Source organism: Lysinibacillus sp. NPDC093712, from assembly GCF_050280025.1.
Lineage (GTDB): Bacteria > Bacillota > Bacilli > Bacillales_A > Planococcaceae > Lysinibacillus.
This window is the reverse complement of record NZ_JBNNUU010000010.1, coordinates 1-24640: the sequence shown is the minus strand read 5'-3', so window position 1 is coordinate 24640 and position 24640 is coordinate 1. Positions and strand designations below refer to the sequence as shown.

Annotated in this window: 16 protein-coding genes; all 16 read left to right on the top strand. The window is 35.0% G+C overall.

The window, feature by feature from the left end; all coding sequences use genetic code 11:
• Positions 1-90 precede the first annotated feature (90 nt).
• Positions 91-1569 (top strand): hypothetical protein, encoded by a 1479-nt coding sequence (locus ACQKNX_RS22515; RefSeq protein WP_427430777.1) that lies wholly within the window; start codon positions 91-93, stop codon positions 1567-1569.
• Between the two features lie 40 nt (positions 1570-1609).
• On the top strand, positions 1610-2578 hold the full coding sequence (locus ACQKNX_RS22510) for an SAF domain-containing protein (protein WP_427430776.1): 969 nt from the start codon (positions 1610-1612) through the stop codon (positions 2576-2578).
• On the top strand, positions 2578-3342 hold the full coding sequence (locus tag ACQKNX_RS22505; RefSeq protein WP_427430775.1) for a hypothetical protein: 765 nt from the start codon (positions 2578-2580) through the stop codon (positions 3340-3342). Before ACQKNX_RS22510 ends, ACQKNX_RS22505 begins: the two co-directional genes overlap by 1 nt.
• A gap of 3 nt (positions 3343-3345) precedes the next feature.
• On the top strand, positions 3346-4146 hold the full coding sequence (locus tag ACQKNX_RS22500) for a hypothetical protein (RefSeq protein ID WP_427430774.1): 801 nt from the start codon (positions 3346-3348) through the stop codon (positions 4144-4146).
• Positions 4143-6023: an ATPase, T2SS/T4P/T4SS family gene (locus ACQKNX_RS22495; RefSeq protein ID WP_427430773.1), complete on the top strand. Its 1881-nt coding sequence runs from the start codon at positions 4143-4145 to the stop codon at positions 6021-6023. Before ACQKNX_RS22500 ends, ACQKNX_RS22495 begins: the two co-directional genes overlap by 4 nt.
• Positions 6020-6877, top strand: coding sequence for a hypothetical protein (locus ACQKNX_RS22490; RefSeq protein WP_427430772.1), 858 nt, complete (start codon positions 6020-6022; stop codon positions 6875-6877). The genes ACQKNX_RS22495 and ACQKNX_RS22490 overlap by 4 nt, the downstream gene beginning before the upstream one ends.
• Positions 6874-8940 (top strand): hypothetical protein, encoded by a 2067-nt coding sequence (locus ACQKNX_RS22485; RefSeq protein ID WP_427430771.1) that lies wholly within the window; start codon positions 6874-6876, stop codon positions 8938-8940. Before ACQKNX_RS22490 ends, ACQKNX_RS22485 begins: the two co-directional genes overlap by 4 nt.
• 132 nt (positions 8941-9072) lie before the next feature.
• Complete coding sequence (locus ACQKNX_RS22480) at positions 9073-9540, top strand: hypothetical protein (RefSeq protein ID WP_427430770.1); 468 nt, start codon at positions 9073-9075, stop codon at positions 9538-9540.
• A gap of 141 nt (positions 9541-9681) precedes the next feature.
• Entirely contained in the window at positions 9682-9981 is a 300-nt protein-coding gene (locus ACQKNX_RS22475) for a hypothetical protein (protein WP_427430769.1), read from the top strand.
• 15 nt (positions 9982-9996) lie between these two features.
• Entirely contained in the window at positions 9997-10551 is a 555-nt protein-coding gene (locus tag ACQKNX_RS22470; RefSeq protein ID WP_427430768.1) for a hypothetical protein, read from the top strand.
• Positions 10538-11524 carry a hypothetical protein gene (locus ACQKNX_RS22465; protein ID WP_427430767.1) on the top strand — a complete coding sequence of 329 codons (987 nt, stop codon included), beginning with the start codon at positions 10538-10540 and terminating at the stop codon, positions 11522-11524. Before ACQKNX_RS22470 ends, ACQKNX_RS22465 begins: the two co-directional genes overlap by 14 nt.
• A 152-nt stretch (positions 11525-11676) precedes the next feature.
• The gene (locus tag ACQKNX_RS22460; RefSeq protein ID WP_427430766.1) at positions 11677-14865 is read left to right on the top strand and encodes a leucine-rich repeat protein; all 3189 of its coding nucleotides are present in this window, start codon (positions 11677-11679) and stop codon (positions 14863-14865) included.
• A gap of 303 nt (positions 14866-15168) precedes the next feature.
• On the top strand, positions 15169-15606 hold the full coding sequence (locus tag ACQKNX_RS22455) for a hypothetical protein (RefSeq protein ID WP_427430765.1): 438 nt from the start codon (positions 15169-15171) through the stop codon (positions 15604-15606).
• 56 nt (positions 15607-15662) lie between these two features.
• Positions 15663-23624 carry an S-layer homology domain-containing protein gene (locus tag ACQKNX_RS22450; RefSeq protein WP_427430764.1) on the top strand — a complete coding sequence of 2654 codons (7962 nt, stop codon included), beginning with the start codon at positions 15663-15665 and terminating at the stop codon, positions 23622-23624.
• A 348-nt stretch (positions 23625-23972) separates the two neighbouring features.
• The gene (locus tag ACQKNX_RS22445; protein ID WP_427430763.1) at positions 23973-24305 is read left to right on the top strand and encodes a hypothetical protein; all 333 of its coding nucleotides are present in this window, start codon (positions 23973-23975) and stop codon (positions 24303-24305) included.
• Positions 24306-24354: 49 nt separating this feature from the next.
• Positions 24355-24640 (top strand): hypothetical protein (locus ACQKNX_RS22440; RefSeq protein WP_427430762.1); only part of this gene is annotated, 286 nt, incomplete at its 3' end.

Sequence of the window (24640 nt, the reverse complement as noted above, 5' to 3'; positions counted from 1 at the left end):
TTGATAACGACTGTAATTAACAGACGTTTCTTAAAGATTGGGGTGTTTTTTGTTTTCTTAGTAACTAACTACCTGCAAAGGAGGCTAATTATGTCTAAAGCAGAGAGTAAATCAGTATTACTAGCAATTGCTGAAGGCAATATATCGAATTCGTTACGTAACTATTTAGGAAGTATCGGATTTGATGTATTAAAAGACGAAGTACTGCATCGTAAGTATTTAAATGAAAGTGTTGAACTTAAAGCACCTGATATTGTAGTCATTCATGATCATTACTTACCATCTGATTTTGACATTACAGATACTAAAGCGAGAGACCAAGAAATGCTCCAGCTTATTGAAGAATGGCGACTACGTTATGACCAATCAGTAAGGGTTGTTTATTTGTGTGTACGTGATAGGACAGACACATTTCTCAGTGATCTAGTTGCAAGAAATGTACTGGATATTTTTCATGAACAAACAATCCAACTCACTACATTCAACCAATTACTCGAGCCGCCCCGCTTCTCTAACGCAAAAAGGTTTGGCACTGGCAACTTACAAATTGAAGCCATGTTACAAGATGAAATGAACGAGCAAGTAATGATTGAAGAGGAAGCGGCTAATAATGAGCGGTTAACAGATAAAGGCTCAAGAGAAGTTCAAGGGAAAGATGGCGCCATTAGCAAAAAGAAGTCTGAGCCTAGCTTGAATAATACAACAGTTATAGAGCGGGCACAGCAAGCAACAGATTCGGTAAAACAAATGGTTAGTACCATAAAAGAAAAGCTCCCAAAAAGGGTTGAGAACGAATCCGAGAATGATGAATTTAAAGATGTCCTAGATTTACTACCTTTAAACATTACAGAATTACCTGAGCAAAGGGTTACTGTAATTGGAACTGTTTTGATAGCAGTTGCGAATGTAGCAGCACATTTGGGCTCTACCCACACATCTCTAACTATCGCAAAGTATCTAGCTAAGCTTGGTCACACTGTTGCTGTAGTTGAACTAAATTATTCTGAGGATTTTGATCGCATTCACGCTGAATATGAAGGTGAAAAACAGTACATAAAAAAGGATGACTCATTTGATATAGACGGTATTACGCATTACAAATACCGCGAGGACTTGAATTTGAACGTTCTATATTCTGCATATGAGTATGTCGTACTGGATTACGGAGATTTAGAGGATGCAGCAGCATTTACGGAAGAAATAAAGCGTGCCCATATACGGTGTATTGTCTGCTCGGCGGATGAGTGGAAGATTAATTGGATACACAATTTTATGACCTTTAATCAACTAGATATAACGGATTGCGTCCTTGTTGTACCCAATTGTGGAAATGAAAAATTAGACGATTTAAGGGGCCGCCTAGATTATAGGGATATTTACGCTATGCCTACTTTGGATTATCCATACGAAATAACAAAGGAAGCGGAATCCACCGTTAAAGACGTTCTTGGTGATTTTATAAAAAATTCATCTTCATCTGTTTTTTCTAAAAAGGCATTAATTACAACGGGTTTACTAAGTACCGGTATTACATCTTTGGTGTTCACCATAATTAAATATTTATCTTAAGTCCATAAGGGCTACATAGTGTAAGGAGGCTCAGTAGAGAATGGCTATACGATTACGTACAAAAAAATTGATTTATTCGGGGTTGGCTGGGGCTGGAATTATGCTCTTATTAACTTCGGGAGGCGGTTATCTAGCCTATAGCAAGGTACAAGAGCGGGAAATCGCATTGAAGCAAGAATACAAGGGTAAGATGGATGCTTTACAGTTAGTAGCTGATCAAAGTGAAAATGCATTAGCACTTAATAGAAATGTAGCTAAAGGCGAACAAATTACAGAGTCAATGCTAACAGAAGTTTACGTGCCAGAAGGTGCAGCAGCAAGTGACCGCTTCTTATCTAACACCTGGGAAGCAGGGGATGTTCCTTATTATGCAAAGACAGACCTTACTGAAGGTATGATTTTAACTGATTCAATCGTATATGCGGATGAAATGATTACAAACGATATTCGTGAAGGTGAATATGCATTTATCGAATTGCCAAGCAAACTCGAAGTTGGGAAGTACATAGATATTCGTATCCAATTCCCTACCGGTGATGACTTTGTACTTTTTTCTAAAAAGAAAGTAAAAGATGCACTTGGCGTTACGGTTTGGTTCGACATTGACGAAGGGGAAATCATGACAATGAGTTCTGCAATTGTTGATGCTTACGAAAATGGTGCAAAAATCTACGCAATGTCTTATGTTGATGAACACATGCAAGAGAAAGCAGAAATGAACTACCCAGTTAAATTGAATGTAAAAGAATTAATCGAAAAGGACCCTAACATTGTCAATATCGCCAAGTTAAATCTTGAAATGCAAAATCGAGCTCGTGTTGAAGAAAATTTAAAAGTAATGGATGAAACCACTAAGGAAAAAATCAAATCAGGTGAGGCTGCTACTAAAAACGCAGTGAGTCAAGATCAAGAAAAACGTTCAGCTGAAGAACGCATTAATGCAATAAATGAACAAGCACAGCAGGAACAACTTGAACTTGTCGGTGGTAGTGAAGGAGGTAGTAACTAGTGAAAATCGTTACTCTCATTGGAACAAAGGACAAAGCAGATTTTGCATTTTACCTTGCAAATACAATGCACACAATGAAAAAGAAAGTATTAATTGTTGATGCAACTACTGCAGATAACTATTTAAATGGATACTTTCAATCTAATGGTTTAAATCAACTCGAATCAGAAGAGGTTGTTCATACATTAAAAAGTATTGATGTTGTGTGCGGCGCTACCGATTGGGTAGATGTTGAGAGAAACCTTCGTATGACTAATACAACAACGACTAATTATGACTGTATAGTTATCGATATTGACTCAGTATCAAGTTTTTTAAAAGAATGGCCAGAATCGGATCTCACACTCTATGTCAGTGATAATGAACGATTTAACTTAACGGGTGATGTTTCTTTGCTTCATCGTTACTTCGATGAGAATGAAACGAGTACAATTCGCCGTGTACATTTTGAATCGGTCTATAAAATCCCTGCTGATTATATAGAAACACTAATGAAGAATAGACCAACCTTTGATGAAAATTCCTTTGTGTTTGATTATGACGATGCTGAGCTGCAATTAAGAATGATGATGCAACATGAGCATGTCATTCCTTATAACAAATTAAATAAAACATATAAACGTGTTTTACATGAACTATCTTGTGAGTTGTTTGAAGATATGACCATACGTGATGTAGAGAAACAAACAAAAAAGCACTTTTTTAGTTTCCGTCGTAAGGGCTCAGAAAATAAAGCATCCCAGCAGCACACGATAGGAGGTTAAAAGATGGGAAAGACGATTGTTACTTGGTCACCAGTTCAAGGGCAAGGTTGCACTTCCAATACAGCTGCATTGGCTGCGGTATTTGCTTTGAATTATCAGGTACAGACACTTATAACGCATACTCAATTCTCTGAATCAATCCTTGAAGAAATATTCAATAAGGCTCACAAAATGGTGGGATTTGATAGTGGACTAAAGGCTTTGGAACGTTTAGCAAAAAGTAATTTAATAAAGCCTGATGCAGTAATTGATTATACCGAAACAATCTACAATAATAGATTGGATATTCTTGGTGGGAGTCAAACATACCAGGGAGACACTGCAATTCTCCAATCATTACTGCATGTGACAAGAGATGCATACGACCTAGTCTGGATTGATACAGCAACTGGTACGCCGGATGAACTGACAGAAAGTGTTCTTAAGGCAGCTGATGTTGTATTAGTGACATTGCCACAAAATAAATTTATTCTTGACCGCTTCTTTATACAGAAAAAAGATTATCCTACTTTCTTAGACGGAAAAAATGTGGTTTATCTAATTGGAACATATGATTCAGAAGCGGCATTGAATGTTAGGAAAATAAAAGGAACATACAATTTGAAGAAAATAATGTCTGTTCCATATTCTCATTTATTTAAAAATGCCTACAACACGAACAGTGTAACGGAATTTTTTCACCGTAATAAATTAGTGCGTAAAAATCATCCAGTTCATGAATTTTACGAATCACTAAAAACTATTAATCATTTTTTAGCTAAACAGGTGGACCTTGTACGCAAGGGAGATGATGAGGAAGAATGAGTCATTTAACAAACGGGATTATTATGGTGTCAATCATTGTTGGAACACTAACGCTACTATTTATCTTCATTATGAAAAAGAATGCAAAAGTAGCAGGATATGATAATAAAAATGACAGAGCACTTTACCATTATGGAGCAATTCAATCGTTTATTAAGAAACGAATGAATGAACTTACAACAAGTAACCTTTTAGCTGAAAACTTATCAGAAGAAGAGTATAAGCGTCGTACACGTCGAAGACAGGAATTAAAGGATGCTCTAAAAAATTGTAATACTGGTGACCTACAATCAAAACTTTATGTACGTGAATACATTTATGATTTATTAGCATCTGAATATGGTTATACAGCAGAGTCAATAAATTGGACTATACCATTTGACAATCCACGTCAAATGTCTTCAAGAGAAAAGTTTGAGACATTATTATATGTATTTTCAAGTAAATACGGTAATAAAGCACTTGGGTGGATGATAGACACTTATGAACTTGCTAAACCGAAAGAAGACGGTGGTTATCACATTTCTACAGAAGAAATTGAAATGATTTATAAAAAACATATTAAGTCAGGAAAACTTAAATTTGAAGACAAGCTCCATGTAATATCGCAAATTATCTATAGCCAATATAAAGGATTTGGAATTATTGATGAAATTCGAGATATGTCAATTGATGGGGTATCAGGTGGAGTGTCGGGCTTACCAAAGAGAATGACGACAGCTTATGAGTCGGATCGTGAGCTGCTAAGCGAGTCTACAAAAAGATTATCAGGTATGGAAAGTGCTTGGATTATGTATAAAGGGAAAAGCATTCACTTGCGCTTTTTATCATTCGAACATGAATCTGAGATACGAAGAGTAGTAACAAATGTATATAAATATGGATATCCTGGTCAATTGTCGGAATCAAGACCAGCAATTATAAATGAAATGCATGATGGTTCTAGGGTCACTGTAATGCGTCCTAAATTATCAGAGTCGTGGGCATTCTTTATTCGTAAGAAGTATGATGCAATCGTGCTCACATTACATGATTTAATAACACAACCAAATAAGGACTTACCAATTAAAACTTTAGAATTTTTAATGAAGGGCAATAGAACATCCGCTATTACAGGTGCTCAGGGTAGTGGTAAAACCACTTTACTCATGGCTATGGTCGGACATATTCATGCTGCATTAAACCTGCGTATCCAAGAAACTAGTTTTGAACTTAATATGCGATCTCTTTTGCCTAATAGAAACATCCTCTCCTTTGAAGAAACCGATTCGATGAGTGGACAAGATGGATTAGATTTACAAAAGAAAACAGATGGACATGTGACAATTTTGGGTGAGGTAGCAACAGACCCAGTAGCGGCGTGGATGATTCAATCAGCGCAAGTCGCATCATTATTTACCATATTTACACACCATGCAAAAACGTTTCCACTTCTAGTAGAAGCTTTACGTAACTCGTTATTAAAAGTCGGAATATTTAATAACGAGAAAATTGCTGAACAACAAGTTGTCAATGTACTAGAATTTGATATTCATTTAAGTCAAGGGCACGATGGTTATCGTTTTATCGAAAGAATAACAGAGTGTATTCCTATAGAATATGACGATGAAAGTACCATTAAAGAGAAATTAAAAGTTGCTACTACAAAGGACGACAAGTTGGAGGCATTTTTGGAAGTTGGTATAACGTTTTTCCAGCAGCAAACACAGCAAAAACAGTATGTTGAAAGGACAATTTTAGAGTTTCGTGATGGTGATTATGTGGCAGTTCAACCAATTAGTAAAAAACGTCAAAAAGAAATTGAGTTGCTATTATCTCCAGAAGATCGTATTGCATTTAAAGAATTCATTCATATGTATTGGGGGAATGTTGCATGACTTTACAATCCTTTATGGCTCAACCATCCATAAAAGACGTGAGAACTTTATTTCTTGATAACTTAGCGAATCAGAATGTTTCATTTACAGGCAAGCAAGGTAGCGGTTGCACCCCGCTTCTTATCCACCAGAACCTATCTACAAGTTATTATCCAACTAAATTATTAGAGTATTTAATAAAGGGTAATCAAACAATTGTCATTTCAGGCTCGCAGGGTAGTGGGAAAACATCATTAATGATGTCATTAATCGAACAATTAGATCCAAAACTTAGGATTAGTACGCTACCGGAAAATTCGGTGTATATACAAAAACTATATCCTACACGAAATGTAGTACCTTTTCAGGGAACTTATAGTTCGTCCACTTTGGAAAATTTAGATGTAAAGTATAAATCTGACTATCCTGTCTCAATTTTTGATGAGATAGCAAATCAAGAGTCGACTTTTTTAAATCATTATTTTAATTCACTGTTTAGTATTTTCACGCATTACGGTAAAGAACTTTCAGATATCGTTGGATCATTAAGAAATTCCTTTATACAGAAAGGTCTTTGTGACAATGAAAAGAATGCAGAGCAGCTAATTGTTAATCTATTAGATTTTAATATTCATATTGTCCGTAATGAGGATGGTTCCAGATACATTGAACGGATTACTGAATGCGTTCCACTAGAATCTAAAGGTAATCGACTTTATGAGGCTAGAAATATTGTGGAACTACGTGAAGGGAAATATGTACCACTGAATCCTATTAGTACAAGTAGACAAGAAGTTATAATGCACGCTCTTTCCGATGAGGATAAAGTTGAATTTCGAGAATTTACCAAGTTGTACTGGGTGGATGAAAATTGAATATACAAACAATTGCGCCCTATATTTTATTAATTTCAGTCATAGGCCTTGTACTCATTGCTGTTCTTCTTTATATCAATGCGAGGAAGCGGCAAAAGGAACAAGTGATGATTGGAGGGAAGATTAGTAAGGCTGCCAAAGCAGTACAATTTAATAAGTTTGCACAAACTTCTTATAACCGCTTTATGAGAATACCTGGTTTGAAGAAAATTCTTTTAAATATTCGAAAACGTGTAGAAACCTTGTCAGTTTATGATGAATATACGCTCCGAAGAGAAGTAATGAAGATTATTTTTTCAATCATATCGCTTGTCACTTTAATCGTGGTAGGTCTTCTCTTTATACGTCCAAGTTTAATGACTGCATTTTGGATAATGCTTGGAATTGTATTTCTGAGCGGTGTACTTATTGATTATTTTGTTTATCGAGTTGAATTTAAACTCCTCATTCAATTAAAAGAATTCAATAACCGAGTACGATTTTTCTACCAACAAACAAAAATGCCGGATGAAGCTATACATGATAGCATGGCGTTTGTTGGACCTGAAATGCAAATTCAGGCGGAGCATATTTATAACATTCTGACCCATGTTGATCCTGAAAAGGAATTAACTAAATATGAAGAGGTTGCACCCTCAAGGTTTTTAAAGGTATTAGCTAAGCTTTCATTACTTGTTAAAGATCAAGGTGATGTAATTACAGAAAAGGAAAGTGCTTATTTACGTGGGCTGAGTGAAATTAATGAAGAGTTAAATGGTGAGATTATTTACAGATCTAAGTTGTCTTATCAGATGCGTAGTATGGGACCAGTTGCTCTAATCCCTGTATTTTTAGCATTACCTTTGAAAAATTGGTCCATCACTAATTTTCCAATTGTTAAAACGTTCTTTGATTCAACAATAGGTTTCTTTACAGAAATCGGTGTATATGCATTTGCACTAATTTGTTACTTGCTAATTAGAAAAATGAAGAGTGTTTCTGAGAATACGCAGGCTATGAAAATGAAGCAAGTATTTTGGGAAAGAAATTTACTTAAAAGATTACCATTCTTAAACAAAATAATGGTTGGATTATCACCAACACCTTATACGAAAGCATACTTCAAATTAAATAAGTTAATTAAAGATGCAAATTCTCCTTTAAAAATAGAATGGCTAACTTTACATCGCTGCATAATTGGCGTAACAGTGTTTCTGTTGTTAACGGTTGGTTTCATTTATGCTCACAAACGTGAAGAAGGAAGTGTTTTAAGTAACAGTATCGATCTTTCGATGTTTACAAGTCAATTAACAGAAGACGAGTTAGAGTTAGAACGCGAGTACACAGAATTCGATAAAAAAGTCATTAACCAATTAAAGGATTTGGCTGAACCTCCATCTAAAGAAAACTTCGAGGCATACATTGCAACTCAAATGGGACTAGATATAGAAGATCCAAGAGTTTCTAATTCTGTTGAACGTATTAATCAAAAATGGGAAGTTGTTAAAAATGCTTTCTTTAAATGGTGGGAGCTACTGATTGTCTTTGTAATAAGTTTGGCAGCTGCATATTTACCTGTAGCAAATCTACGTTTCCAAAGTTATTTACGTTTTAAAGACATGGATAGTGAAGTACATCAACTATTAGTTTTGATTAGTATCTTAAGAAAGTTTGATAGTATGACTGTTCCTACAATACTAAGTTGGATGGAGCGATTTGCAATAATTTTCAGAGAACCAATTTCAATTTGTTTACAAGATTTTGATAGTGGTCCAGATGAAGCACTTGATGGGTTAAATATTGCAGTAAGCTTCGAGCCTTTCCAACAAATTATTGAGCGTTTAAAGCTATGTGTTTCACGTATCTCAATTAAAGAGGCTTTTGATGATATTGATATGGAAAGACAATTCTATATTGAAAAACGTAAGGAAGACCAAAATCGTACACTTGTTTCAAGACAAGTAATAGGTACCTTTATAAGTTTAGCACCTATTGGTTTTACAGTCTTCATGTATCTAGTCATTCCTATGATGTATATGGCTGTTACAAAATCATCTGATACAATGTCTCACTTAAGTTGGTAAATAGCACTTTGAATAGTGTTATTAATTAAAGCTACAACAAGTATTTACTTGTGTGCATAAATTTTACAGCAACCCTACTCACTGTTTTATTCAACAAAAAAATTACTAATTATTTAGATTGGAGATGTTTTAATGGGTACAGTACCTTCAGCTGTCAAATGGATAGCAGGAATTTTAATTACAATTTCATTTATTACACTGGTTGTTATGGTTTATAGTCCAGTAACAGATTCAGGTAAGGCGGCATCAACTGATACGCAAGCACTTAATACAGAATTAGCAGAGCAAAAATACTTAATCTATGATAACAGTGAAGTAAGTGGTAGTCAGGTTGTCGGTGCGTTACGTAAATTTGAAAGCCAAGGAAAAGACCAAAAACTTGCTGTTTATGTGGAAACTGGTCGTAATGGAGGAGCTGGTACTTGGTACTATTCTCAATTTAACGGTGATCAAGTAGTTTCTTCTACAACAGTTTCATTAGAAAAAGCAGTAAAAACTACGGATAACAACTATATCAATCCTTCAGGTAGATTTGACGCAAGTATTGAACGAGATTCAAACGGTGTTATTCGATCTGTAAAATTCGTTCAAAAAAAATAATCGAATAAATTTTATGTAGGGAGGGAGGGGAATGCTTTAGTTAAGCTAGAGCATTCCCTGCTGTTTATGAATACTGCTACACGAAGTGCAATTTGGTACATATTTATAGTTAGTTTCTTTTTAAGTAGTGTAGCTTATACCGTGTTCCTGATAACTGATGTTAAAGAATCTTTTAGACATGTACCTACATCGGAAACTGTATATAACATGCAACTGGAGACTCCTAGTGAGGTTCTTTGGACAGGTGCTCAAGTTGTAGGAAAACTGTATAGGCTAACAGAAGGGGATTATCCAATTGTTGTAGGATCTGAGGTTTTTGAAACAGATGCAGACGTCATGAATAAACAACAATATGTTAATCTACAGGGGCTTTATAAAATGAAAACTGAATTTCGGCCTGACGGTAATATAAAAAGTGTTATTTTTACGTATCAACCATAGAAAGGATATTGAAATATGCCTAATCTTTATTCCAAACTCATTGCATCCTTTATTGCTATAGGAGTCTTGTTATTAGCTCCTACTTATCAAGTATTAAAAAAGCAAGAAGATATAGCTTATCTAAATGCTGAACAAGCAGTAACTAATTTTGTGGAAAATGTACGTATGAAAGGCTTTATCACCCCCAAAATGGTTGAGGATTTTCAAAGGCAACTTCAAGTAGGAGATGTACTTTACGATGTTGAAATGGTACATGAACATAAAATTTATACACCTGTCTATTCAAACACTTCAGATTTAAACTCTTATACTGGAGATTATGAAGTAGATTACGAGGATTATTACTGGACTCAAATAAAAGACTATTTGTATGGTGATAACGGAAAGGGAGATATCTCCTCAAGAGTTTACAAATTAGAGCAAGGTGACTATTTCAAAGTATATGTTGAAAATAAAACTAAGTTTAAATCAACGATGTTATTTGATTTCCTTACATTTAATATAGTTTCAGATAATTCGGTTGTCATCTCTATTCCAAAAGGGGGGATGGTACTTAATGAAGATTACTGATATGGTCATTCTGTACTTTGCCATCTTTGCACCCTTTTTCGTGTTTATGGAAATTGATTATGAAAAGACAAAAACATATGCAGAGTATGACCATTTTCATGAGGGAGCATTTACAATAGCCGCTCAGGACGCTATACATACGCTTAGAACGAATGTGAAGCCATCACTAGAAGCGGGTTATGATTCCTATAAAATTAACCCTGTAAATCCTCAACCGGCGTTTGATACGTTTATAAAATCTTTGGCTGTTAATTATCAAGTCGAGAATGAATATACCAAAAATCAAATGCTTCGATATGTTCCAGTATTTGCAATATTAGATTATGATGGATTACTCCTTAATGTCTATAAGTCATATAAAGACCAACGCGGTGACAATGTTGTAGAAAGAGTGTGGCTACCAAAAATACCTCTAAGCTACGCAGATAATGAAGGGAATATCATTAATTTTACCGTTGATAATGATCTCGAAGTTTATGATGTAGAACTAAAGGAGTGGTATTTTGGTAAAAGAGCTGAATTAGCCAAAGATCCTGAGATTACGATACCGCTTCTGAAAGATGAAAAAGAATTTGACCAAATCAGACGTCAAACTATCGTCGGTATAGTACAAGAAAATCTCGCTTATTACATTAATGAACATAATGTTTATACAAAGGCTTTAGATGTAACGTACAAATTTGCAATACCTTTAATTCCACAAGAAGATTGGTATAACACCGTAGATGATATCTCTATCTTCGCGTTTGTACAGGGCTATCCATATAAAGTTGATACAAAGGCTTATAACGAATACGCATTTGTTGGCACACGGTTACATTATAAAAATCCAATTTATGCAGGCGTAGTTAATAATGAACGCCGCTTCTGGTATAAATCATGTGACTATAACTATAAAGCAAGTGAAATTTATTCTACAAAAAAACAAGCTGCTGCAGCTGGATATCGAGAATTGTCTTGTTTAAATAAATAAGTATATAAGTTATAACAATTTGTATATTCATGTGGGAACACCCCGCTTTAAATACATCAATGTTTGGAATCATTATGATTTCAGCACTGATTATTTTAAGGCGGGGTTTTCCATTTGGAGATAAATAAATTTTATTTAGAGGAGAGAGGTTTATGAAAAAAAGAATAAAAGCTGGGTTATGTGCTTCAATCTTATTAATTAATTCAACAGCAACGTTACCTTTTTCTGCTTACGCTGAAGAAATTCCTTTGGAAGAACAAGAAAATGTGTTACCTCCTGAGAGTCAGGAAAAAGAAACCGGAGCGGAGGAGAAAGTACCTGTTGAAGTCGAAGAAAATGAGCAGACATCTGAATCTGAAGTGGAACTAAACGAGGAGACAAATATACAAATAAACACTATAACTACTACTGTTAATGAGTATCAATTTGCAGACAATGGCGACGGAACAGCAACAATTACTAAATACCTTGGGGATTCTCAAGACGTCATCATACCGGAGATTTTAGATGGTTTACAAGTAACTGAAATTGGTGGAGGCACCTTTGCTAACAAGCAATTAAATTCAGTTACACTACCACAAGGGTTAAAGATAATTGGCGAAGCTGCTTTTTACAGAAATAATTTAACCGAGGTGCGTCTACCAGATACTTTAGAATACGTAGGAGTAATGGGTTTTGGAGAAAATTTCATAGAGACTGTTAACATACCTGTTAGTTTGGATGAAATTGATAATTTAGCCTTCTATGATAACGAACTTACTGAAATTATAATTCCTGACTCAATAGATAAAATCGGAATGAAAGCTTTCGGATTTAATAATATTAAAAACTTTACAATTAACGGCGATGTTAAAGACCTGGGTTCTAATGGACAAGGTTGGATATTAGAAAATGAATTAAGTGGTCCTGCATTTAGAGGTACTGGAAGTACAAAAATAAATAAAGCTAATTTGATTATTAAGGGGAATGTAGAAACTATACATGGTTTTGCCTTTCAGAATGATGTTTTATCTAGTGTTCTTATTGAGGGAGATGTTGGATCAATTGGACAATTCGCCTTTTCATCACAGGGTGGTAAATGCTTAGAAAATGTAGAAATACAAGGAAGCGTGGGTGAAATAGGAGCCTTTGCTTTCCGAAATGTCAGTCATGCAGACAGTATAAAGATTTTAGGCGATGTTAAAGAAATAAGACAATACGCTTTTAAGGATACTATAGTAGATTCAATATTAATCGATGGGTCAGTATATACGATTGGTGAATCTAGTTTCGATGGCAGTGAAGGAAACATTTTAACTATAAATGGTGACGTTAATACAATAAAAGGATACGCCTTTCTTAATAATACCGTATTAAATGTAACTATAAATGGTAATGTGACAATGATAGAACAAGATGCTTTCCAAAGTGCTAATAATGAAATTTTACTTATCAACGGTTTTGTTGATACAGCTGATTTTTATTCGTTTTTAATGGTAGATGTGAAAAAAGAGTTGCAAGTTAGGGATGGTATTAAGAATATAGGTGATAACGCTTTCACTGACGCTAAAGCTCCTGTACTAGACATTTTTAAAAATGTCGAAAACATAGGATTCTCTGCTTTTAGTAGAGCTGAAACTGAAAGTGAAGTTATACTTCCAGATAGTTTAGTAGCAATGGGTGAAGAAGCTTTCCTGGAATCAAAAATAGGGCGGTTATCTATTGGGAAATCGTTAGACAAGATCTCTAAAAATGCCTTCTTACGAAGCACTGTGCCTGTAGTCACAATACCTGGTAATATCATCACCATTCAAGCAACTGCCTTTATCAATTCTAATTTAGGTGAACTTGAATTAGAAAATGGTATAAAGAATCTAGATACTGCAGCGTTTGCAGGCAATAAAATTACAAAGATAAAATTACCCGAAACTCTAGAAAAGATAGGGGAAGGAACATTTAATAATAACCAACTAGCTTGCGTTACTATACCGCAAGCTGTAACCGAAATTGGACCACAAGCATTTGACAATAACCAAGATAATTCGGAGGATTTTGTTATTTGGGGAGATAAAGGATCAGTTGCAGAAACATATGCTATTAATAATGCTTTCACATTTAAAGAGAATGTAATTTTTGTTAATGATTGTAACCCTTCAAATTGGGCTATTGAAGTGAAATACCAAGACGAACAAGGGAATGTAATCGATTCTAAAACGATTAATAAGCCTGCTAAGGGTAATCATACAGAAAATGCTAAAGTCATTCCTGGGTACACTCTAAAGGGAAATAACACTGTTTCTGTTGAGGTTACAAATGATAAGCCAAGTCATATAATTACTTTTACTTACAAAAAGGATGAAAAGCCAAATCCTCCAGAAACACTTTTAGGAACGGTAACAGTAAATTATCTTGACGCTGCAGGTAATGTTCTTGATTCAAAGATTTTAAAAGACCTTCCACTCGGAACTCACACAGAGCAAGCTAAAAACATTATCGGTTACGAAATAACGGGACCGTCACAACAGTCAGTTGAAATTACTAAAGAACTCACACAATTTACGATTACTTTTACTTACAAAAAGACAAATCAAGAACCTTCTAATCCTGTTCCTAGTCTGCCAGAAACTACACCTCCAGTAACTCAAGAGCCATCTTTACCGGAGACTCCAAGTGAAGAGGTAGAAAACCACAAAGGAAAACGAGTAATTCGTGATGAAGGTAATGGTACATTTACGACAGTACCGCATTTTTTAGATAACAATTTAAAGTTAAAAATAACTACAAAATATAACTATGGTTTGCTGATTACAGATAGAGTAGCAGTACCGTTTAAAGATATGGATGGATTATTTAGCTATCAAGAGGTTGAAGACTTATACAATTATCTCATTACAACTGGTACAACCTCTTCAACATATAGTCCATACGCTAGTATTTCGCGTGGCCAATTTAGCGCGATGATAGCACGTGCTTTAGAGTTAAGACCTACTAGTACAAATTATAAATTTACAGATGTGACATGGTATCAGAAAGATGTACAAGCCCTTTATGAAGCTGGAATTGTAACTGGATTCCCTGATGGAACGTTTGGAGAAACAAAACCACTGTCACGTCAGCAAGCAGCAGCTATGATTGTACGTATGTTAAGCTACATGGATGTTGATACAAAGGGATATGAAAATATATTATTGGCAGATATGGATAGCATAAGTGATTATGCAAAGGAACCGGTTAAATATCTTGCGTCTCATGATGTATTAATCAATGGGGAAGAAACCAACTTTAATCCATTTAACAACCTTACACGTGCACAGATGGCTAAGATTTTAATGAGAGCATTACGTTTAAGTGATTGGTATTAATTTGATTATTTTTGGTAAAAATTTTAAAAATTAAAGAAAAAATATGGGTAATACATACCCTTTTAGTAGATTATCCTAATATCAATTGTTTTTACTAGGTCTATATGGTAAATTATGAATAATTAAGTAGTAGTAAAGGTTACTAATTTAGCAACCAGCTATTACCGAAACAATAATTTGAATATATAGACGGGAACACCCCGCTTCTTTATGACTTAACGAACAAATTTTGTTATTTGTTTGGGTTAATTTAGTCATGTTGAAGCGGGGTTTTTTGTTGTTTAAAAATGGAGGAGATGCTCATTGCAAGCTGTTGTAAATCAAAATGTTGAGAAGAGTGTTCATAGGGAGATCCTCGCATTAATTACATTTCCTATGAATATGAGTGCTTTTCGTAAGGAAGCGGGTGAACTCGTAAGAATTCCAAATAAATGGATTTTACGAAATACGACTCATCCTATGGTGGCCTTAGATAACAATGTAGCTGAGTTATCAGATGGTACATTTGTAAAAGATATATACCACAATAATCCTAAATTTTATTACGGAAAAATCGAAGTTGTTGAAAATTCTGTACCCGTTTTTACACGTAATGGAACTATTTCGCGTTATCTAACAATCGGACAAGTATTAAAGGTTGTCTCAACTAACGATATTAACTCCATCTTATTTTTAGGGATTAACGAACGAGAAATTATTAATAGTAATTCGAAGGGGATAATTTTCTGCCCTTTAAGTTGACCATTAAGTAAAAAGTAGAGATAGAAAATTGAAAATTAAGATGGAGGTTTCTAATATTGAAACATGAAATTAATAAAAAGCAACAATTGATAAAAAAATCGAAGATGACTAAAAAATCAAAAGCATTAATGATTAGTGCAATTACTACTACGGCTGTTGCAAGTTTGGTTGGTGTACAAAATGCTGAAGCGAGTAATTATATGTGGAGTAAATATAATGTTGACGGAATTGAGGAAGTGCTTTGGTCTGGTAATACTATAAGTTATAGTAACTATATTGATTTTACTGAACAAATAGCCATTTATGAAAAACAGGGCTATTCAAATGTATTTGGTAGGAGTTTCAATGTTGGTTTTGAAACGGACGAATTTGGAGCGTATACAGGGAGAATTATTTATGCACATACTCTCTACGGAACTAAGTATACAAAAGGTATCCTTGTAGGAACTATTCAAGCAGGATTAAACGCTTATGAAAATAATGTTCGTAATAGTGATGGTTATTGGTATGAAAGAGGTCAAATAGTGAATGACCCTCCTTCAACTCCTACATTAACTATTCCAAATGAAGCCTTTGAACATGGTGACAAACGTTTTATTTCTTTTGGTGCAACTGATCCTAACGGTGACACCCTTACTTATACATTACGAGCATCTTATGATGAGGGAAAAACATGGAGCGATATTTATAAAGGGACGTCTAAAGTGTTTGAGTACACTGTGCCCTCAGATAAAACAAACGTACAATTTCGAGTACTTGCTTCAGACGGAATGTATACTGTAAGTTCTGCTGTAAGTGCAAAAAAAGATATACGAGAAGTAATGTATCAGTGGGGACAGTACACAGCCTTAATGGGGGTCACTGAAACAGTGATTGATACGAATACTGGATATGGACACCATGGTAATCAAAATGGAGGCCCGAGCTACGTCTGGGGTAACACAGGTTATATTGTTAATGGGACTAATTACGAAGTAACTGGTTCAACTATGGAAGCAAGTGATCTTTATCCAGTTACTCTTTATGCTGTAAGTCCCGATAAGAAAACATTATATAAAAACTATAACTACCTACCTGTGCCTTCCAGTAATCAGTTTACCTATACACAAACTCAATACCAAATGCAATCAACCGGACAATACCAAAAGGGTGGATTTATAAAATATTTAGAGGGTGGAGATAATGTCTATATAAATGGGGCTCGAAACTCAGATGGGTATTGGTATGAAAAAGGACCACGTGTATCAGATGGAGATACAACACCTCCTATCATTGAATTGACTGAACAGAGTGAATATGCACCAACTTCAACAGTGGTAGTAAAAGTGTATGATTTATCTGCAATCAAGTCAGTGAAATATGCAAAAGGTGAGCAATCTACGGGATATTTTGCTTCAAATGGCACAGCGGTAACAGGTGAGAAATTTGTAGCCACAGAAAATGGTAATTACACTGTTTATGCAGAAGATGCAAAAGGCAATAAAATAGTTCAAATAATTAACGTTACAAAAGTAAATAATGCTCCAACATTGCCAACCTTAACTGTTCCTGAAGTTCCTTTTGAACATGGTGATAAACAATTTATCCAGTTTGGCTCAACAGATGCTGATGGACAAACTATTACCTACACATTAGAAGCCTTATATGATGGCTCAAATACACCTGTTCAGTTATATCAAGGAACGGATAGAACGTTTGGATATACGGTTCCTAATGATAAAACAAAAGTTCAGTTTCGTGTAAAAGCAACGGATGGTATTGCAACAACTCAATATACAACAGGCGAACCCCAAAATATACGTGAAGTTCAATATTATTGGAATAAGTTTCAATTTAGAAATCAGAACTCTCAAAGATGGGTTAATAGGCATGAACAATACCCAATGTATAGTTTGACTGACGAGCAGTGGAAGGCGAAGATTAAAGCCATAGAAGATAATCCTAACTATCGTCTTAATTATGCTCACTTTTCTGTTGATCCAGTTGGTTATAATCTTGATTATGATGAATTAGTAACCGACACATATCAAGTTAAAACATTTATAAATACATTACAAGCTGGATATAATACGTACCCTGACCAAAAACTGCATACAGATGGCTATTGGTATGAGCGAGGACAAAGGGTGTTGTCTGAAGATGTGACTCCACCAATAATCGAACTTACAGAGCAAGCGAAATATGATACAACTTCCACTGTAGAAGTAAAAGTACATGATTTATCAGCCATCAAAGCCGTTAAATATGCGAAGGGCGAACAGACTACAGACTACTTTGCATCGAGTGGTACTTCATTAACAGACGGGCAATTTACTGTAACCGAAAATGGAAAGTATACAGTCTTTGCAGAAGATATAAAGGGGAATAAAGCTGTTGAAATCATTAATGTGACTAAAGTAAATAGTCCACCAGTTGTAAACTCCATCGAAGCAGTTGATAAGTTTAATGTTGTTGACGATACAACTGATTATAGTATTCGTGGTGTTGTGTCTGATATGGACGGTCAATCACAATCAGTTAAAGTAACCTATAACGGAAAAACAGCCCAAGCAACAGTAAATGGAAATGGATTTGAAGCTATCTTGAAAGGTAGTGAATACGAAAAGGGCTACCATCAGAGTAATATTAGTGTTGTATCTAATGATGGATTTGTTGATAGTGAATCTAAAACTTTAGAACATATCGTAATAAAAGTAGATAATGCAGCTGATTACACAAGAGATTTAAACGCTCATTCAGAAGAACCTGATAATTATTCAGCAACGCAACATGAAGCATTTTATAACGCTTATGAGTCAATTTTAAGCTATGAGGCACAACGTTCAGCAGATGCTTTACAAAATGCTAACGAAAAGTTAGCAACTTTAAAAGCTTCTACAGTGTCGGAAAGTGTGACACTGACTAATTGGCAAAATCGTTTAGATTTAATAACAGCTATTGTTGTTACTGAAGAAGCTGAAAAAAATCTTTCAAAAGAAGATTTTGAAAAGGCGAAGGAACTTGTAGAAGCTTTGATTCCATCAAGCGGCAAGGATCAATTAGAAGAGCGTATTAACGAATTACAACGCTACCATGAAGCAAATGATGCAATTGCAGCTCTAGAAGACAAAAGTGAAAGTGTTTCTTGGGATAAGATCAATGAGGCTCAAGATAAAGTAAAAGTTGTTGAAAATACTGACAATCAAAAGGAACTTCAAGACCGTTTAACACAGGTTATTAAAGATTACTTGTCAGATTTAACAACCATTACGTCTGATGATTTAGATAAATTTGGTGTATCAGATGTCGTTGTAGAAAATAGTGATCTGTATGATGAATTCAAAGATGCCTTTAAGCCTCTGGGAGAAAATACAAACGCACAAGATTTGGTGGACTTTGTAAATGCCTTAAAAGCCGCTTTAAGTGATGTTACGCCAAGTGCAGTTAACACCCTAAACAGCAAAGTACCTGATTATGCAAAAGAAGTACTTAGTCCTGTTGTCACAACAATGGATAAACTCTTAGATAAGCGTCAAACGTTTACTCTAGATGATTCAAAAGAACAATCTCTTAAAAACAGTATTCAAAATGTGAGTTATGAGATAACGAAGACTTACATGAATACGATAAATACTGCTATGAAGGAAGTTATTGAGTATAACGATACTCACGATGCTAACGAAAAATCAGAAGCGCATAATGCAACTGAAGGATTATGGCAGGGGCAATTACGAACGGATATGCAGTCGTACTTAGACAATGGTATTCCTGAAATTATCGTTGTGGGAGATGTATATGAATACATCAACAACGGTAAATTGAACGTTATTGCATCAATTCAGGATACAAATGACACAACTCACGAAGTGAAAGTTTCCTTTAATGGGGATACAAAAACAGTAACATCTACTGATGGTAAAATTAATGTCTCATTTGATTTACAAGATGGTGTTTATGAAGACCATGTAACAATCGTTGCAAAAGATAAGTTAACTGAAAAAACTCACACAATCATGAATAAACCAGTTGTTGTAGTATCTGACGTTGAAATGTACAAACGCTTTGCACAAGCTTTAGAAGCTGATAAAGGGCAATCTTTTGATGCTTTTGACCAAGCTACGCATACTGCTTTGAAAACGTTATTTGATAAAACGCTAGCTATAAAAATCAACGTATCCTCAGAACGTGAGATTAGAGAAGTAGAAAACTCAGCAACAAAACTAGGAGGTAAAAACGGCCAACTTGAAACCCTTGTTAAATCCTTAGTGCAATCCAATCGTTTAGTTTGGTTAATTAATAATTACCAAATAGCAACTGATGATGATTTTGCCTGGGCAGGAGTAGAGGGAGTAACATTTGAAAATATTGAGGGGCTAAAATCAATCATTAATGATTATGTAGCTTCATTTAACGGTTTAGAAGTAAAAACACCAACAGTTGATGATTACCATAACTGGCTAAACCTTAACGCGATTTTGGAAGAAGCAAAAAGTGCAATTGAAATTGCGGAAGGATTACACTCAAAAGAGGAATTGGTTGAGGCAATCTCAAAAGCTGAAGCGGTTCTAGAAAAGGTGCCGTCTTGGTTATCCGCTAAAACTGATTTACAAGAACGTCTTGATGCAGTAATTGCTTATTATGATGTTATTGAGAGCGTCATCACATCAGAAACATCCTATATACAAGTGGATAAAGATACGGCTCAAAGCCTAGTGGATAAATTAGTAGATGGTACACCAAAGAACAATTTGCAAACTCGTCTCGATGCTGTACAAGTAGTTATAGACGCTATTGAAGCTGTTGAAACGGTAGAAACATCACTTGAAGAGGATGACCAAGTAATAGCGCAATCTTTAGTAGATAAAATTGGACCGACAAATGCAAAAAAAGCAGAATTACAAGCACGACTAGATGCAATAGTAAAAATAAAAGAAGCTATAGCAGCAGTTGAGCAAGTGGAGTCTAATAAAACTCAACAAGATTTAGATATTGCTAAAGAACTTGTGGACGCTTTACCAAACAGCCCAATAAAAGAAGAATTACTCGATCGTTTACAGACTGTACAAGATGCTATTGATAATAAATCAAGAGAAGAACAAGCTATAGACGCGGTTAGCCACGCTGAAGATACATTACAGAAGACGGATAAAGACAAAGCACAAGAAAAAGTTGATGCGTTAGAAGAAGGCAAATTAAAAGAAGATTTACAAAATCGTTTGGATGCCCTTCAACAACATGTAGACAATTATCCTGATGCAGAAAAATTGGTGATTCATGCTGAAGGAACTAAACAGGCGATTGATGTAGATGCCGCTCAATCCTCGGTTGATGAATTACCTGATAGTAAAGCAAAAACGGATTTACAACAGCGTTTAGACGTTGTGAGCGCGTATATAAAAGCTGATCAAGCTGTTTCAAAAGCAGAAGCTAATCTTATGCAAAAACATAAGAATGATGCACAAACACTTGTGGATGATCTATCGAGTGGCGAAGATAAAGATGCGCTGCAGAAACGATTAGATGCGGTACAAATTGCTATCGATAACAAGCAAACTGATTTATTGGATAAAATTATTAACGACCTGGATAATGTCACAGCAGGAGAATTAGCCGATTACACTGGGCAAGAAGTTTTTGAGGAACTACTCCCTGAGTATATTGAAGGAATCGGTAAACTTGGTGACACGGTTACTAAAGAGCAAGTAATTAAAGTTGTAAAGGTAATCAGTTCATTAGAACTTGCTAAACGTGAAATGAAAGAAACATTTATTAATGCCTATGAAAAAGAATATATGGCATCTGATTTGCCAACTTTGAAGAACTATCCTCAGCCTGCAGCGCTTAGTTCTATTGTCGACTATCTGCATGATGAAGATGCATTAGAAAAAGTAATTTCTGAAATTGCTATTGCTCTTAACGTAACAGAAGACTTTATTCGTTCGGAAATCGAAGCCATTCTTAAGGATGTCTCTGATGATGCAACGACAGGAAAATATTTAGTCCAATATGTAGATGAAAATGGCACTTTGATTGATGAAAAATGGATAACAGAAGTTCCTTATGGTGAAGTTGTGGTAAATGGAATAGCACCAGAGGGATATGAGATCCTAAATGAAGAAATTCAGACATTCACATTGTCAGATGAAACTGCTAATCAAATCATTTCCTTTGTAGTTAAAGCCCAGGAAGTAAACAATGAAGAACCAGAGGAAAAAGAAGAATCAGAGGAATCAACTGAAGCGGACATTCCTACTGATAAAGTTGAGGAAGGACAAATAGAAGAAGATGTCATCCCTGACAAAGAGGAAGATCAAAATACGGAGACATCCGAACAGATAGAAACTAATGAAACAGAAAATACGCAACCAGGCGTAGAAATCAAAAAGTTCTCTGTTGACGACCTTAAATCTCTGAATCTAGGGCTTAACCTCCAAGCGGTAGAAGCTAGCCTTCTGGATACGTATTTGCAACATATTCAAGATTACGCAGCAGAAAAAGAAGCTACTATGTTAAACCTAAAAGAGTTAATAATGATTTTGGAGGCTATACACGCTGCATATGAGCAGGAACAAGATGCTGAAACTAAGATTTCTAAGTTAGATGATGGAGCCATTAAAACTATGCTTATGGATTTAATTAAGCCACAATCTACAATTGGTCTTAATACATCTCTTGTACGCTCTAAAATGTTAGTAGCATCTCTCAATGACGATTATATTCGTGTAACTACAACGCCATATGGTAAGTGGGGCACCGAAAATGAAAATCATGCAGAATATGTATTTAAAACTTTCTATGCTTTAGCGAGTGTGAAAGCTTATCAATCCGCTCCTTCCCAAAAGTATAAGGAAGAAGTAAAAGATTATATTGCGGTAAATCTACATGATGGATCTTATAAAGAATTGTTATTGGCTGAATTGGGATACAAAATCGATGAAATTGGAACAACAGACGATGGAAAACCAGATTTAACGGTTGTTAAACCAACACCACCAGTGGTCACACCAAAACCGCCAATTATTGACCCACCAGTGGTAGAGCCACCTGTAGTTGAACCACCTGTAGTTGTGGATCCACCAGTCAATCCGCAACCAACCCCTGAACCTCCTGTGGTAAAACCGCCGGAAACAGGTACCGTAGCAGAAACAATTGGCTATGAAAATAACAAATGGACAATTGAAAACCCAGGGAAAAAAGAAGTAATCCTGACACAAGACGGCATTACTATTAAAATTCCGTTAGAAATGACTGCAAAGAAATGGGAAGTTGAATGGTTGCCAAAAGCGAATCATCATTTCAAATTACGTATTTTAGCGGATGGCAAAGAAGTTTCAACATTTAAACAACCAATCGAAATCACTAAAGAGCAAAAGAAAGCATATGTACTACGCCATGAGGACGGTCAATATAGTGCTGTTCCATTTAAGTTTGAAAAACCAAACAACCTAAATTTTAAAATTAATCATACTGGGGAATTTTATTTCTCCACTCAACAAGTGAAATTTAGGGACATTGAAGGAGTATTTAGTCAAGACGCTATAGAGGAATTGGCTAATCGCCACATTGTCATGGGAACGTCTGATGGATACTATAGCCCTTATAGAGCACTTACAAGAGCGCAATTTAGTGCAATGCTTGTAAGATCCCTTGGACTGGAAGCAACAGGTACTCATACGTTTAAAGACGTAAAAGGGAATGATTGGTTTGCTAATGATGTACAGGCTTTATATGATGCTGGAATTATTCGTGGGGTTTCAGCTACGAAGTTTAATCCAAACGGAACATTAACACGCCAACAAGCTGCTCTGATGTTAGAAAGAACGCTCGATTATCTAAAAGTAGATAAAGGGACGTTTACACTGAATTTTAGCGATGCAGATAAAATTTCAGAAGAAGCAAAACCAGCTGTTGCAATCATGCAAGGACTAGGTATATTCAACGGTAAGCAAGGTAACAACTTTGATCCGTATTCGAACTTAACACGTGCTCAAATGGCAAAAGTGTTGCTTAATACGTTAGAAATTGCTGATGTATTTTAAATAGGTATTGGTCGCTCCTTGAGCGGCCTTTATTTATGAGTTTTAGAATTAAAAAGTCAAAAATGTATATCAAAAGTCATTTTGTTACTATATACGAAATAGGCCAAATTTTGTTATAATTTTGTTAACAAAGTTAACACTTTTTTTAGTGGAAATGATAGATTTACAGCAAAGCATCAGCTGATAAATGCATTATTTTTATTAAAACGAAGGGATTACAGTGTAATGAATGTAGAAAATGCGTTTGGAATGGTGATGGTGGAGCAGTGGCAACAAAATTAGTTAGGGTGATAATGAATTTTAATACTGCACAATATAAGGCTTGGTCAGTAAAAAGGAGACAGTAATATGAAGTTTATGAGGTTTCTAGTATTATTTTTAATTGGTCCATTCGTGCCAATTCTCTTAGTTTTATTTAAAAAGAGAAAATCCTTTAGTATAAGAACTTGGTTTTCTGATTTCTTTGTTTATTTTATGAAATTAATTCGTAATAGTGCTTTAGTATATGGAGCTATATTATTTTGCTTCATAGGAGCTTGCGTTATTATAAAACCTTTAGAATTCAAATTACTAGGAACAATAGATGTTCATTTGAAAATTTTTGTCATAGCATGGACGTTAAGTTTTATTAAGACTGATTTTTACAGTCCGACGTTTACAACAATTGAGGAAATTGAGTGAAAATCGCGAAAAATTAATCACTAGAAAATTGAATTGGAGAAAAGCATCTGTGCAGAAAGGCGGAGTTAGTTTGGCTCGGTTCTCATTAGAAGTATTAAAAAAATTTACTAAAGAAGAATTGATTTATTATTTAAAGAAAATCGAGTTTTATATTCCAACGGGAAAAACCGAATCGATAGAATATTGCATACTTAATAAACGACATGAAGATTTAACGAAAGAAATTGATAACATTTGGTCTAATATTACAAAGTCACTAGAGGAATTTAAAACGACTCAGAATATAGACAAATTGATAGAGGTGAAAAAGTTGAATAAAGAACGAGAACGTTTGG

Coding starts and splice junctions, on each gene's coding strand:
- ACQKNX_RS22515 (WP_427430777.1), top strand. CDS start 91: ATGTCTAAAGCAGAGAGTAAATCAGTATTACTAGCAATTGCTGAAGGC.
- ACQKNX_RS22510 (WP_427430776.1), top strand. CDS start 1,610: ATGGCTATACGATTACGTACAAAAAAATTGATTTATTCGGGGTTGGCT.
- ACQKNX_RS22500 (WP_427430774.1), top strand. CDS start 3,346: ATGGGAAAGACGATTGTTACTTGGTCACCAGTTCAAGGGCAAGGTTGC.
- ACQKNX_RS22495 (WP_427430773.1), top strand. CDS start 4,143: ATGAGTCATTTAACAAACGGGATTATTATGGTGTCAATCATTGTTGGA.
- ACQKNX_RS22490 (WP_427430772.1), top strand. CDS start 6,020: ATGACTTTACAATCCTTTATGGCTCAACCATCCATAAAAGACGTGAGA.
- ACQKNX_RS22480 (WP_427430770.1), top strand. CDS start 9,073: ATGGGTACAGTACCTTCAGCTGTCAAATGGATAGCAGGAATTTTAATT.
- ACQKNX_RS22470 (WP_427430768.1), top strand. CDS start 9,997: ATGCCTAATCTTTATTCCAAACTCATTGCATCCTTTATTGCTATAGGA.
- ACQKNX_RS22465 (WP_427430767.1), top strand. CDS start 10,538: ATGAAGATTACTGATATGGTCATTCTGTACTTTGCCATCTTTGCACCC.
- ACQKNX_RS22460 (WP_427430766.1), top strand. CDS start 11,677: ATGAAAAAAAGAATAAAAGCTGGGTTATGTGCTTCAATCTTATTAATT.
- ACQKNX_RS22445 (WP_427430763.1), top strand. CDS start 23,973: ATGAAGTTTATGAGGTTTCTAGTATTATTTTTAATTGGTCCATTCGTG.